General features: G+C 43.2%; 11 protein-coding genes. 8 read left to right on the top strand and 3 right to left on the bottom strand.

Translation table 11 applies throughout. The annotated features are described in order from the left end of the window. The first annotated feature begins 2 nt into the window (after window positions 1-2). From BUB99_RS18790 to BUB99_RS18780, 3 genes are read left to right on the top strand one after another with little or no spacing between them, the layout of a single operon-like run. Window positions 3-2,735 (top strand): hypothetical protein, encoded by a 2,733-nt coding sequence (locus BUB99_RS18790; protein ID WP_139281098.1) that lies wholly within the window; start codon window positions 3-5, stop codon window positions 2,733-2,735. A 2-nt stretch (window positions 2,736-2,737) separates the two neighbouring features. Further along, window positions 2,738-4,960, top strand: coding sequence for an APC family permease (locus BUB99_RS18785; RefSeq protein WP_073125178.1), 2,223 nt, complete (start codon window positions 2,738-2,740; stop codon window positions 4,958-4,960). 22 nt (window positions 4,961-4,982) lie between these two features. After that, entirely contained in the window at window positions 4,983-5,489 is a 507-nt protein-coding gene (locus BUB99_RS18780; protein WP_073125176.1) for a metallophosphoesterase family protein, read from the top strand. Window positions 5,490-5,498: 9 nt separating this feature from the next. On the opposite strand, the gene BUB99_RS18775 is transcribed toward BUB99_RS18780, so the two are convergent. The 3 genes from BUB99_RS18775 to BUB99_RS18765 form a co-directional block, all read right to left on the bottom strand. After that, window positions 5,499-5,720 carry a hypothetical protein gene (locus BUB99_RS18775; RefSeq protein ID WP_073125174.1) on the bottom strand — a complete coding sequence of 74 codons (222 nt, stop codon included), beginning with the start codon at window positions 5,718-5,720 and terminating at the stop codon, window positions 5,499-5,501. 7 nt (window positions 5,721-5,727) lie between these two features. Beyond that, window positions 5,728-6,612 (bottom strand): aldose 1-epimerase family protein, encoded by an 885-nt coding sequence (locus BUB99_RS18770; RefSeq protein WP_073125172.1) that lies wholly within the window; start codon window positions 6,610-6,612, stop codon window positions 5,728-5,730. Window positions 6,613-6,688: 76 nt separating this feature from the next. Next, a complete protein-coding gene (locus BUB99_RS18765) occupies window positions 6,689-9,175 on the bottom strand; it encodes a hybrid sensor histidine kinase/response regulator (protein ID WP_084190670.1) in 2,487 nt (828 codons plus the stop codon). 108 nt (window positions 9,176-9,283) lie between these two features. On the opposite strand from BUB99_RS18765, the gene BUB99_RS18760 reads away from it, so the two are divergent. The 5 genes from BUB99_RS18760 (at window position 9,284) to BUB99_RS18740 (ending at window position 13,870) form a co-directional block, all read left to right on the top strand. Then, window positions 9,284-9,772, top strand: a complete 489-nt coding sequence (locus BUB99_RS18760; protein ID WP_073125168.1) for a hypothetical protein — start codon at window positions 9,284-9,286, stop codon at window positions 9,770-9,772. Between the two features lie 63 nt (window positions 9,773-9,835). Further along, on the top strand, window positions 9,836-10,789 hold the full coding sequence (locus BUB99_RS18755) for a type II CAAX prenyl endopeptidase Rce1 family protein (RefSeq protein WP_073125166.1): 954 nt from the start codon (window positions 9,836-9,838) through the stop codon (window positions 10,787-10,789). 202 nt (window positions 10,790-10,991) lie between these two features. Next, window positions 10,992-11,324, top strand: a complete 333-nt coding sequence (locus BUB99_RS18750; protein ID WP_073125164.1) for a hypothetical protein — start codon at window positions 10,992-10,994, stop codon at window positions 11,322-11,324. Between the two features lie 83 nt (window positions 11,325-11,407). Next, window positions 11,408-12,742 carry a DNA recombination protein RmuC gene (locus BUB99_RS18745; RefSeq protein ID WP_073125162.1) on the top strand — a complete coding sequence of 445 codons (1,335 nt, stop codon included), beginning with the start codon at window positions 11,408-11,410 and terminating at the stop codon, window positions 12,740-12,742. Window positions 12,743-12,805: 63 nt separating this feature from the next. After that, window positions 12,806-13,870: a PA0069 family radical SAM protein gene (locus BUB99_RS18740; RefSeq protein ID WP_073125160.1), complete on the top strand. Its 1,065-nt coding sequence runs from the start codon at window positions 12,806-12,808 to the stop codon at window positions 13,868-13,870. Window positions 13,871-13,906: the final 36 nt, after the last annotated feature.

Genomic DNA, 13,906 nt, shown 5'->3' with positions numbered 1-13,906 from the left:
GTGTGAAAAAAACTCTAATCCTCCTTCCTGTTTTTCTGGTACTGATAGGATCCGGTATTTACTTTTATTTTCACTGGCAATATGCCAATCTTACGAAGTGGTCTTTTGTGCCGCAGCATTCCATCATGGTGTTTCAGCCTACCAACTGGATCAAACTGCTGTCTAGCGACGAAGAACGAAAAATCTTGGTTAACCTAAAAAGCTTGCCTGAACTACAGCGTACCGCTGCATCGTTAGATACTTTGGATTCATTGATCGGTGGTGGCTATAATATTGAGCGTGTCGTGGCTGCCAATGATCTTTTGATTTCGGTACATCAGGGAGCCAATGCCTCATTGGCTAACCTCTATATTTTAGAAGTATCAGACTTGTCTCAGCATGATTTTTTAGCGGAAGCGGTCAAATACCTCATCGAAGAGGAAGGATTTGTCCAGAGCGAAAGAGTTTACCAGGGCTACACCATCAGTGAGTTTAAAAAAGCAGGGACACAACTGGCCTATATTTTCTTTCGAAACTATTTGATTCTAAGCTTTTCACCATTTTTAGTGGATGATGCGATACGTACGCTAGAAAGCGGCAAACACAATCCCTACACTGGCAACCTTAACATGGAGAAGACCAGCCAACAGTTAGCTGTAGGGGAAGGACGACTTTATGTCAATATGAAGGAACTCAATCGGTTGGTTCATCACTTCGTCGATCCTGTAGATATAGATGGGAGCAACATCGAGTGGCTAACGGATCTGCTCTATTTAGATCTGAATATCGGTGAAGATGATATCAATTTTTCGGGGTTTTCTTATATTGATACTGCCAATGTTAACTATCTCTCTTCTTTTGTTGGAGTAAAAGGGACAGGGTTTGAGATGAAAAATGTGATCCCAGATCGTTCATCATTGGTGATGCACATGTCATTTGAGGATGTTAATGCCTGGCACAATGGCCTCAAAAATTACTGGAGAAAACATCAGCCGAGTCAGTTGACGCGCATCGGCGAGATAGAGAACAAGTATCAGTTCGATGTACAGAAGTTTTACGATTTTATAGGAGATGAAATGGGCTTTTTTGTGTTAGAATCCAAAAAGAATCTTGATCGAGAAAAGATTTTCTGTATCAAACATAAAGATCGCATTCGTGCCGAAAACTATATGGAGGAGCTAGCGAGAGATTCTAGACCAGATACCTCATTCTATCATGAAAGGTATGCCAATCGCATCATTGGTGAGATATTGTTAGATGAGTTGCCTGCTCGTATGTTTGGTGATTTGTTTGCTGGGTTTGCGACGAGCTACTATTTCGTCAACCGTGATTTTGTATTCATAGGCAATAGTCAGCACGCGCTGGAGGTGATGATCGATGAGATCGATACGGAGAACACTTGGAGGAAATCTATCAAAACGAATGGCTTTTTGGAATCGACCAATGAGGGGGCGAATCTCAGTATATACGTCAAGTCTACGGGGCTGTGGGGGCTATTAGGACAAACGCTCAACGAAGACTGGTCTCGCTATATCGAGGATAACAAGCCAGTACTGAAGCAGATAGAGTACGCAGCGATACAGTTCACAGGGGTAGACAATAAGTTTTATACCAATGTGCATTTTCAACATCCTGGTAGACTGATCGAAAATCAAAAACCACAGCAATTTGATATGATTGCCGAGATGGATTTTGCAGTGCCTCTGACCTCTAAACCCTATGCCGTGCGTAATCACAACGACCGCACCCTAGAAATGATGGTGCAGGATAGTACGGGGAATTTGCACTTGATCTCTGCAACGAATCAGGTTGTTTTGGATATACTCATAGAGGAGCAGTTGACGAGTCCTGTGTATCAAGTGGATTATTATAAAAATGGCAAATTGCAGTATTTGTTCTCTACCCCACATCACGTACACATGATCGATAGGACAGGAGTCTATATCCCGGGATATCCGAAAGAAGTAAAATCAAATGAACCAGTTAAATTCCTATCATTGATCGACTATGACAATTCACGAAACTACCGTATCATGATCGCAACCGAAAAGAGCTTCTACTATTTGATCGATAAGACAGGGAAGGAGTTAGATGGCTGGAATCCACTGAAACTCACAGGAGAACCTGTAATGCCTGCAGAGCATCTTCGTGTCAAAGTCAACGACTATATGATGTTCTTGCAGGACAATGGCTTGGCTTATAGTTTGAACAGACGTGGTGAGCCCAAAACTGGTTTTCCTTTGGATCTGAAGGGAACGATCTCTAGCCCGCTACATATAGAAAAGGGAGCTAGTCCTAAAACCACCGAGGTGGTTGCCATGACTGACAATGGTGAACTGATCGTGTTCAATCTCTTAGGAGCAGTGACACGAAAGGGACAGTTGCGCAAAGAGCACTCGATGGAGAATTATAAACTGGTGAGTTCGATGGATGGAGAAAATTTCATCGTCGTACGAAACCGACAAGGTAGTGTGGAGTTTTTTGATGAGCAATTAGAAAAACTATTTCAGATTAACTCTACAGGCGAAAATCTCCAGTTTCAATATTACACATTTAGTGAAGACAACCGCGTTGTGATCGTGATCGACCCAGATACACAACGGACATCTATGTATCACTTGGATGGGAGGATTCTGCACGACACGCCGCTTCGTACGGGTCAGGAATTGGCGATATTGTACCACGAGAGTACAAATGAATATGAGCTGTTTGTGAGCGGGGATCAGCAATTTCAACGCCTGAGATTAAAAAGGTAACTATGAGCGAACTGCAAAAACCTAAGTCGAAGTTTGGTACACTTCCTGTTTTTTTTACGGCTATCTCTACGATTCTGGGGGCAGTGATGTTCCTAAGGTTTGGCTATGCGGTAGGTAGCGTGGGTTTTTTGGGTACGTTGGCGATTGTTTTTATCGGACACCTCGTGACAGTACCTACTTCCATGTCTATTGCTGAGATCGCTACCAATCAAAAGGTCGAAGGTGGAGGAGAATATTACATCATTTCACGTTCGTTTGGCATCAATATAGGTGCAGCGATTGGCGTGGCACTCTACCTGTCTCAGGCGATCAGTGTGGCTTTTTATGTCATTGCTTTTGCAGAGGCATTTGATCCAGTGCTAGCATGGCTGGCTGATGCCCACGGAATTTATATTACGGACAAGCGCATGATTAGTGTTCCTGCAATACTTCTACTCAGCATCCTAATGCTGACAAAGGGAGCAGACCTAGGGATGAAGGCTTTGTATGGCGTAGTGTTTACCTTATTTGTGTCTTTGGTGATGTTTTTCATGGGGAGTACAGATTACCAGATGCAGGGGGAGTCGTTTGATATGCTCGCACATGTGACCACCAACGATGATTTTTTCATGGTATTCGCGATTATATTTCCAGCATTTACGGGGATGACTGCTGGTGTAGGACTATCGGGGGACCTCAAAGATCCGAAGAAAGCCATCCCGCTGGGAACTGTGTCTGCGACATTGATAGGCATGGTGATTTATCTTTTTATCGCATACAAATTGGCGACCAATGCCAGCCCTGAGGATTTGGTCAGTGACTCGCTCGTGATGTCTAAGATCGCGCTTTGGGGGCCTATCATTCCGATAGGCTTGGCAGCAGCCACGATATCATCGGCATTGGGCTCTATCATGGTAGCCCCTCGCACTTTGCAAGCTTTGGCAATGGATAAAATATTCCCCAGTGGAGGCTTGAATGCATTTTTGTCCAAAGGGAAAAAGAAAAATAACGAACCAGTCAATTCGACATTGGTGACTGTAGGCATTGCTCTATTCTTCGTCGCGATGGGCGATATCAACTCGGTGGCAAAAGTGATCTCGATGTTTTTCATGGTGACCTATGGCGCGATCTGTACGATCTCGTTTTTTCAACATTTCGCAGCAGACCCGTCTTATCGTCCCGCTTTTCGATCTAAATGGTTTATCTCTTTGCTCGGGGCAGTGATGTGTTTGTTTCTAGTCTTCAAAATGGATGCAGCTTATGCGTTCTTCTCGCTGGCGATCATGGTGCTGATTTATTTGGGATTGTCTCGGTTCAACAAAGAGAAGGCGGGGATGGCCAATATTTTTCAAGGTGTTATTTTTCAGTTGATCCGTCAGATTCAGGTTTTTATCCAGAAGGCTGACAAGGACGATCAGACGTGGAGACCTTCTGTGATCTGTATCTCAGGAGATGCTTTTGAGCGGCCGGCAGCATTCGAACTGATGCGGTGGATATCACACCGTTACGGGTTTGGTACTTATTTGCATTTCATCAAGGGCTACTTTTCGAAGGAGACTTCCGAGCAGTCTAGGAGTGAGCTGGAGCGACTGATTCGAGTAGCGGATATATCTGATAGCAATGTCTATGTCGATACGATGGTATCTCCCTCTTACACCTCGGCGATTGCCCAATGTCTACAGTTGCCTAGTGTCTCAGGAAAGGAAAATAATATGATTCTATTCGAGTTTTCCAAAGCCAACCCTGTCAACTTGGGTTTGATCATGGAGAATTATTCGATGGTTCGGACTTCTGGTTTTGATACTTGTATTTTGGCGAGTAGTGATAGAGGATTGGAGGTAAAAACTGAAATTCACATTTGGATTACGCCTTCGGATTTTAACAATTCTAACCTGATGATTTTGTTGGGTTATGTGATTTTGGGGCATCCTCAGTGGAAGAAAGCAGAGATTAAAATTTCTACGATAGTGAACAAGTCAGATATGGAGGAGGAAAAAGACGAATTGCTAGAGTTGATCAAGTCAGGTCGACTACCTATCTCTGCCAATAATATCAATATCATCGAGCGCGAAGAAGGTCGTAGTATCAAAGAGTCCATCAATGAGTATTCGAGAGATGCGGACTTGACCATTGTTGGTTTCCGGTCCGAGGCTGTCAAGCAACGTGGTGAGGAGCTATTTATGGGGTTTGAGGACGTAGGAGATGTGTTGTTCGTCAACTCGACCCATTCCAAAGAAATTAAGTAAATACACAATACTATTTCACTATATGCGCATAGGCCTGATATCTGATACACATGGTTTTTTGGATCCCAAAGTCTTTGATTACTTCAAAGAAGTGGATCAGATCTGGCATGCAGGAGATGTAGGCACTGCTTCGTTGATAGAGGAGCTCGGGGCTTTCAAGCCGATACTTGGCGTATATGGCAATATCGATGGCCAGGATGTTCGTCAGTTGTTTCCTGAGGATCAAAAATTCGAATGCGAGGGCGTGAAGGTCTGGATGACGCACATCGGAGGCAAAGCACCTCGCTATAATCCCCGTGTGCGACCATTGATTGAGAAATGGAAGCCAGATCTGTTTATTTGTGGTCACTCACACATACTCACGGTCATGCACGATCCGAAACACAAAGGCGTGCTATTTATGAACCCTGGAGCGGCGGGTAGACATGGCTTTCACAAGGAACGAACCCTCCTGCGGTTCACACTCAGTCAGGGAAAAATCAGTAATTTGGAAGTTGTGAAATTGGGTAGTAGAGCTCAATTGGCTTGATTTTTTGGACTATTTGTTTTGGCACTCCTTGAGAAGAAGGAGTGTTTTCTCCGCCTTTTCAGTTGCAGTTCTAGCCTCTTCGAGAGCTTTTTTTGTCATTGCTTCGGCCAGTTCCAGATTGGCTTGTGCGGTTTCGGCTTGGCGTTTGGCTTCTTTGGATCGGCTGTTGGAGATAAAACCAAAAAACACAGATACAAGCAGTAGTGTAGCTAATAGAATATTCTTACCCATGATGATGTTATTTAGGCTCTATAACTTGAATTTGATATGACGCATAGTAGGTATTGCCAGGCATAAGCTTGTGATTTCCAATTTTGGCTAGCCACTCCTGATTAGAGTCTTCATAATCTGCCAGTCCGTTCCATGGCTCTAGGCACACATAGGGAGCGTTGGGCTTAGACCAGATTCCTAAAAATGGAAAATCTTGATAGTTCATCTTGATCTGCGTCTTGTTCTTTTTAGACTTGAGACTAACCTCTGAGGAGTGCAAATCAGTGAAAATAAGAGCGTCGTTATCAAATAGGTTTTTGGTCAATGGAATCTTGTTGGTATTGACCAAAAATGGAATCTCTTCTTTCAATAACAACCCTCGATCGGAGAGAACCGATATACCAGCAGTTTCTTTCTTTTCGAACTCTATATAGTAGTCTGCCAGCGTCTCCTCTTCTTCCCAAATACAGTTGAAAGCTGGATGTCCTCCTAGGGAAAAGTACATCGGGTTCCTGCCTATGTTCGTGATTTCGTGAAACACCTGTAGTTTATTATCCATCAGAAGAAAGTTGATTTTGAATTCAAATTCAAATGGATATTGTTTCAGAGTGTCTTCGTCATGAGTCAGCATAAAAGACATTCTGCTAGGCGTATGGTTGGCGAGTTTTACCTTTGGATTGTTACGGATGATGCCATGTTTTGGGAGCTGATAGGTCTCTCCTTCGAACTTGTAACAGCCCTCTTTGAGCGCGCCGATATTGGGGAATAGTACGGGAGCCGAACTGCCCCATATCTCTGGATCTGCTTGCCATATATATTCTTTGTCGCTGGTCAGCGACTTGATACTACAGAGTTCTGCACCTGCTTCTTTTACCTCCACTCTGAATTTTTCGTTCTCAATACTGTGCTTCACGGTTGCTACTTTAGTCGATGGATAAAATTAACTAATTCGAAATAGCTTCAAAGGCATTTGAAGAATATAGGTGCAATTAGGCCTTGTTAGTTTTTTTTATCTCTGAGGTGTGTTGATGGATGCGTGAGAGTAGGTCTGGAGGGTTAAAGGGCTTGGATATAAAGTCATTTATTCCAGACTGGAAAACGCTTTGTTGGACATTGTCTATCGTGTCTGCAGATATAGCGATGATAGGGATGCTGCTGAGCGCTTCATTCTCTAGTGCACGGATGGTGCGAGCAGTTTCATAGCCATCCATCTCGGGCATCTGTAGATCAAGTAGGATTAGATCAAAGTCTTGGTCGAATAACGCAGCGATAGCTGCCTGACCAGATCTGACGGAAGTGCATAGCATACCCCATTTGGTGACGAATTTTTCTGCCATGAGCAGGTTGATTTCATTGTCGTCGACGATGAGGACTCGTTTGTCTTTGACGTAAGGCGTGAGGTCTTTTGGATCTATGTCGACGATGGTTGTAGGGCTGGTCGCTTCTGCTAGCTCTAGCGTGAAGAAGAATTTGGTTCCTTGTCCCTGCTCGCTTTCGACATAGATTTGACTCTCGAATAGGGCGAGTAGACGTTTGGTGATCGCTAGGCCTAGTCCTGTTCCTCCAAATTTACGAGCTGTGTCGGCATGTGCCTGCGTGAATCGTTCGAAGATAATCTCTAGCTTGTCTTTGGATATTCCGATGCCTGTATCTTCTACGGCAAATTGTAGTTTGACTTTGTTTCTCTTCCTTTCTTTTAGATTGATTAGGAGTCTTACTTCTCCTTTTGGAGTGAATTTGATGGCATTGCCGATCAGGTTGTTGAGGATTTGGGAGATGCGAGCGGGATCGCCTTGGAGAGACGATGGGATTTTGTGATCGATGAGGATACTAAAGGTGATGCCATTGTCCGCAGCTTTGATCTCATGGGCATTGCCTATTCCTTTGGTGAGTTCACGGATGTCAAAAGGTATGCTTTCCAATTTGATTTTTCCAGCTTCAACTTTGCTATAGTCTAATATGTCGTTGATCAAAATAAGGAGGTTTTCGGCGGAGAACTTGAGCGTTTTCAGGTTGTCCATTTGTGATTTTTTTGGGTTTTCGGAGAGCAGCAGGTGAATCGTGCCGATTACGGCATTCATCGGCGTGCGAATCTCATGACTCATGATGGAGAGAAATTCAGATTTGGCATTGGCGGCCTCTTCTGCTCTGCGAAATGCTTCTTTGAGTACTTCGTTTTTTTGGTTGAGTTTTTCGGTACGGCTATCTATGATTTTTTCTAATTCTTCCTTTTGCCACTGAGCGAGGGTTTCGTTGTTTTTGAACTGCTGTATCTCTTGTTTTAGTTTGATGGCTCGTTCTTCGTCTATGATTTTTTTCTTTTGGGATAGTCCCACAGAAAACACGATCATCTCGAAGAGTATGCCATATTTGACGAGGATAGCTGTGGAGATATTGGGATCCCATGTGATGGCTTCTACTAAAGAAAAAGTCATAAGTAGAAAAGTTCCGACAATAAAGTATTTATTGAGAGGGAACTTGGAACCTCGTAGTAGATAGATGAGTGCGAAAATTGTTATGACATTCAGTATGATCTGATAGCGCATGATCAGTACTGGGAGTTTGAGCTCCATGGTGACAGCAAGATAAATCAGTAGCAGGATTGCCAGTACACCGTTGAGATTCATGAATGGCTGTAGGTACTTTAGGAAGTTGGGGAATTTGTGTTTGAAATCCAGAAAATGAAGTACAAATCGCCAATACATAAAAAGTGTCAGACTGATGATGGGCATGAAATATGGCGTCATCTCAGGGGTGTTTTGTAGTACGATCTCTCTAAGCAGTCCTGATAAAAAAAGGTAGGAAGTAGAGACAGTAAACAAATAAAGGGAGTAGTCTAGGTAGGATCTAATGCGTGTATTGAAGTACAAAAACAAGTTGTAGAGTAACATGACCCAAAAGATGGCCTGAAAGATGAGGTCGGAGACTTGTTTGTTGATGATTTTTTTGGTCCACCCATCACTGGAGTATAGCTGTAGATCAAAATCAGGGTCGTGGTGTAGCGACTCCTCGATTCTGATGTAGAGGTCTTGGGTGGTTTCAGGTCCGATCTCTATGGGGATGTAATAGGAGCCTTTTTCTAGATATTTCTCATTGCCAGCATAGAGGTATCCACTTTTGACGTGATTTACAACTTCTCCATTGCGGACATAGTAGGCGTCTATGTAATCATTCTGCCCTACATAGAGAAAGTAGAATTTTACCTTTTTGTGTTCATTTCTGATACTGATCTTGCCCCAGTGGGCTTGCTCATAAGCTAGGTGAGTCGGTACGGAAAACTGCTGTTGATAGAGAGGCTGTAGTATGTCATCTATACCGAGAGCTTTGCTGCTGTCCGAGTAGACTGTTAGGTAGGTGTGTATTGACTGATTACCGTCTAAAATTTGGCCTAATTCAGCAGGGCGCTGTGCTGGAGCAGCATAGCAGCCCAGTAGCAGGAGCACAATTAGCAACCATTTAATTAAAAGTCTACTCACAGGGAATGTCGGATTATTAGGAAGATAAGATAGGTATTTTAAATCATATTGAAAATTGCGCCTAGGTCGGATTGTACATATATTAGCTGAAAAACAAAACTACATCGTATGAAACGGTTTGCACTGCTGTCATTGACTCTCATTTTATCAGCGTTTTACCAGACTGCTACAGCCCAAGAAGGATGGGTTCAGTATAGTTGGCCCTATTATAATTTGGATTTTGAGTTGCCTTCGGATTTTGAAGTGACGACCAATACTTCGGATGCTTTGGAGGCCACTGGTGAGGGGATTCGCTTTGCGCTGTATCCGTATCAGGACGAGCAGTTGGAGGCTAACGACCTAGCGGGGTTCGTAGTGAAGATGGCAGAGACGGATTTGAACCTCAGTGAGATTGATGAGTTGGAGTTGATTGAGTTTGAAGAAATGAGTGGTGGTTTCATTACAGGCGAAAAGGATGGATTGATGTATATCGTATTGGGTCTCATCGATCCCAATTCTGACAATAATTTTTATGCATTTGTGGCATTTGAGGAAGATAAAGCAGATGTGATCGAAGATGCGATTGAGCTTTTTTCTAGTTTCTCGAAGAGCGAATAAAAGGTTCATTCCTATGTAATCGAATCAGCCCACAGAGGCTGATTTTTTTATGCCCCTGTATTTATGAAGCAGCTCCAGTTTTATATCCGTAGTTATCTCGCAGCGTATTTTCATCTCAAAGTCTATCTGAGTATAGCGGTTTTTTTAGCGGTTTGTATTGTGGTCAACTATAGTTACAATTTTGAGAACGGGATTGTGGATAGCTATTATGGTTCGTTTTGGCGCTGGCCGATGTACTTTGCGCTGATGGGCTTTCCATTTTTGGTGACGTGTGCGATGCTCTACTTTTTTGGGTTGCAGCGCAGTTGGTTGTACTCTGGAGAATTTTGGTTGCTTTTTGTCTTTGGTTTTTTGGTGATTTCGTGTCAGCGTTCTTTTACACTTCAGGATTATTTGACCGAGGATTTACAGTATGTGGATGCCAAATATATCCGACGAGTACTGGTCAAGCTGCGTCCCATTGTATTGACGGTCCTGCCAATACTGCTATTCTACTATTTGTATGAGCGTCACCGGGATGATCAAAGGAGTTGGTATGGGTTGAATTTTAAGCCCTTTGATTTTCGACCCTATGCGGTGCTGATTCTGGTCGTCTTTGTCGGGATTGCGGTAGCTTCTTTCATGGGGGATCTGACGAATTATTACCCACGCTATGCTAGGACAGGAGGTGATCATTTTGCCTCACACCATGGACTGGCTGAGTGGGTAGCAGTTCTGATCTATGAGAGTGTTTATGGATTGAGCTTTTTGGGCGTTGAGTTTTTCTTTCGTGGTTTTTTGGTTATTGGTTTTGCACGTGTTTTGGGAGGTTATGCAGTATTAGCGATGGTAGGGCCGTATGTGTTCTTGCATTTTGGTAAGCCTATATCTGAGTGTGTCAGCTCGGCATTCGGAGGCTATTTGATTGGAATATTGGCTTATTATTCACGCCATATTTGGGGAGGAGTCGTATTGCATGTTGCGTTGGCTTGGTTCATGGAACTCTTTGCGGGATTACAGAAGATTTATAATAACTAGCACTGTCTAGGTTTTGGTCTTGATTTGGTATGATAAAATCATATTCCAGTTCGGTCTATATTTTAGCTGGTAGCTTTCAATATTTTTTCTTTTTCTGCGTGAAATTATTTTTCATATTACTTGGTAAAAAAGTGATTTTTTCGATCTTTATTCGAATAGAAAAACAGACTTCAATTTGGGCTTGGAATAGAAAGAAGGTACCATGGAAAACAACGAAAAAGTAAGAGTATCGCAAGATTACAGCAAGTTAAGTGAGGAGATAAAGGAGCAGATGAAACTTGTATATCCAGAGGGGTACAGCCAGTTTTTGTTTCAATATACCAACAAGGACGGCGCACGCACCAGTGCGATCCGTTTTGAGACAGATACTAAAATCTACCTCATCCGTATGTCTGCCCATGAGGCTGAGCAGATCATAGCCGATGACAGTGACTATGATGAAGATGGCTATCTCAAAGAGGACATTAGAGATGACTATGAGGACAAGTATTCAGATGTTGACTACCTATCCGAGAATGATAACTATGATGCCTGATTTTGGCTTAGTAGGTTGATTTGGTTCAAAAGAAACTCTGGGGGCTCTTGACCAAAGTGCATGGCTTGATCTAGATTTGTTTCATGGAAACGTATCATTTTATTTATCTATTGACGGGCTTGTTTTTGGGCAGTGTGATTACTTGGCTTTTTGCCAAATCCAAGTTTCAATCCGAAGAGAATAATAAGGATCAGTTCAGGTTAAAAGAACTAGAATATCAGCTCACCGCTGAGAAAGAGCGTTCTGTATCCTTGGGCAAAGACATCATATCCATCAATACTGAGTTACGTAGCGAACGAGACAAGGCCATGCATCTCAACAATCAGTATGCTCGACTGGGGGCAGATTATAAAAACTTGCAAGAAACCCTCAAGACACAAAAAGACGAGTTGAACCAAATTCGTGAGAAGTTCTCCGCAGAGTTTAAAAACCTGGCCAATGAAATCTTTGAAGAAAAGAGCAAGAAATTTACCGATCAGAACAAACTGCAGGTGGGTGAATTGCTCAAGCCGCTAGGGGACAAGATCGTGGAGTTCGAACGTAAGGTTGAGCAGACCAACAAAGAAAGTATCGAACGCAATTCGGCACTTAAAGAGCAGATCGCTGGATTCAAAGAGCTGAACCAGAAGATCACCAAAGAAGCCGAAAACCTAGTTAAAGCTCTCAAAGGAGATACCAAAGCGCAAGGTAATTGGGGCGAGTTTATCCTCGAAAGTATCCTCGAAAAGTCAGGGTTGGAAAAAGGGCGAGAGTATTTTATTCAACTCTCCCTAAAAGACGAAGAAGGGAACCGTTACCAGCCAGATGTGGTGGTCAATTTACCAGATGCCAAGAGTGTGATCGTAGACTCTAAGGTGTCGCTGATTGCCTATGAGCGATTTACCAACACTGATGACAAAGCAGAGCGTGAGTCGTACATCAAAGCGCATTTACTCTCTCTACGCGCTCATATCAAAGGCCTGAGTGAGAAGAACTATCAAAACCTCTATGGTGTGGAGGGCTTGGATTTTGTACTGATGTTCATCCCTGTGGAACCTGCATTTTCGATCGCAGTGCAGCATGATCCGGAGTTGTTCAACGATGCATATGCCAAGAATATCGTGATCGTAAGTCCAGCGACGTTGATTGCTACGCTGCGGACGATTGCTAGTATCTGGAAGCAGGAGTACCAGAACCGAAACGCTATAGAGATCGCTCGTCAGGGTGGTGCACTCTATGATAAATTCGTGGCTTTTGTGGAGGATATCAAAGGAATCGGTCGTCAGATAGATCTGACGCAAAAGGTTTACCAAGAATCTGCTAAGAAACTCTATGAAGGGACAGGGAACCTAGTGAGCCGAGCAGAGAAAATGAAAAAGCTAGGAGCAAAGACAGCCAAGACGATGGATCAGAAATTAATTGAAAGATCTGAAGATTGACACTATAATATTTAGATTAAACTAAAATAATTAGCATTTTTGAATTCCAGATTCAAAAATGCTATGCTAGATCAAAATCACGGAAGAGGCGCACAAAGCAATCCTACTAATCAATATACTGCACAGCAGGTAGAAAGCGATGTGGAGTTCTATGAGCATCTGCACTTGAGTGGGGAGACACTCAAGAAGAAAACCACCTTCCAGAAGGTGTCGCCCAAAACCATTGTCAATAAAGTATCGAGTCCAGACCTGCCTTTTGGTTATTCGATGAACCCTTATCAAGGATGTGAGCATGGTTGCATCTATTGCTATGCGCGCAATTCTCACGAGTATTGGGGGTATAGTGCTGGGAGTGATTTTGAGAGCAAAATCCTAGTTAAAAATAATGCAGCGACACTCCTGAGAAAAAAGTTTGATAGTAAGGGTTGGACAGGACATCCTATTCTGTTGTCTGGCAATACGGACTGCTATCAGCCAGTCGAACGAAAACTAGAAATTACCCGAAGCATACTACAAGTCTGTTTGGAATACCGTAATCCTGTCGGGATTATTACCAAAAATGCCATGATTTTGCGTGATCTTGATATTCTAAAAGAGATGGCTGAGATGAATCTGGTGCATGTGGTGCTCTCCATTACCTCGCTCAACGAAAAGCTGCGAGAGAAGCTCGAACCACGAACGTCTACCTCTGGTTTACGGTTCAATGCTGTCCGGCGGTTGTCCGAATGCGGTGTGCCTGTCTCAGTAATGATGGCGCCAGTGATTCCTGCCATCAATAGTGCCGAGATTATGAAGATCGCAGAAAAGGCAGCGGAAAATGGTGCGCAGAGTCTCAACCACACCATCGTTCGCCTCAACGGCGTGATTGGCCAACTTTTCGAAGAGTGGCTAGAGGAGCATTATCCTGATCGTAAGGAAAAGGTGCTTAATCAAATCAAAGATCTCCATGGTGGAGAATTAAATGATAGCCGTTTCAAAACACGAATGCGAGGGGAAGGGGAGTATGCTGATCATATTGCCAAGATGTTTGTTCTAGCAAGGAAAAAGTATGGACTGATACGTGAGCGTACAGAGTTAGATAGCTCATTGTTTCGTCGTGCAGGAGATAGTCAGTTGAGTTTGTTTTAGCAGGAAAGCTCCGATCTGATTAACTTTCTAAAAAAA

It is taken from the genome of Reichenbachiella agariperforans (assembly GCF_900142205.1).
GTDB classification, from domain to species: Bacteria; Bacteroidota; Bacteroidia; order Cytophagales; family Cyclobacteriaceae; genus Reichenbachiella; species Reichenbachiella agariperforans.
This window is presented reverse-complemented; position numbering and strand designations above follow the sequence as displayed.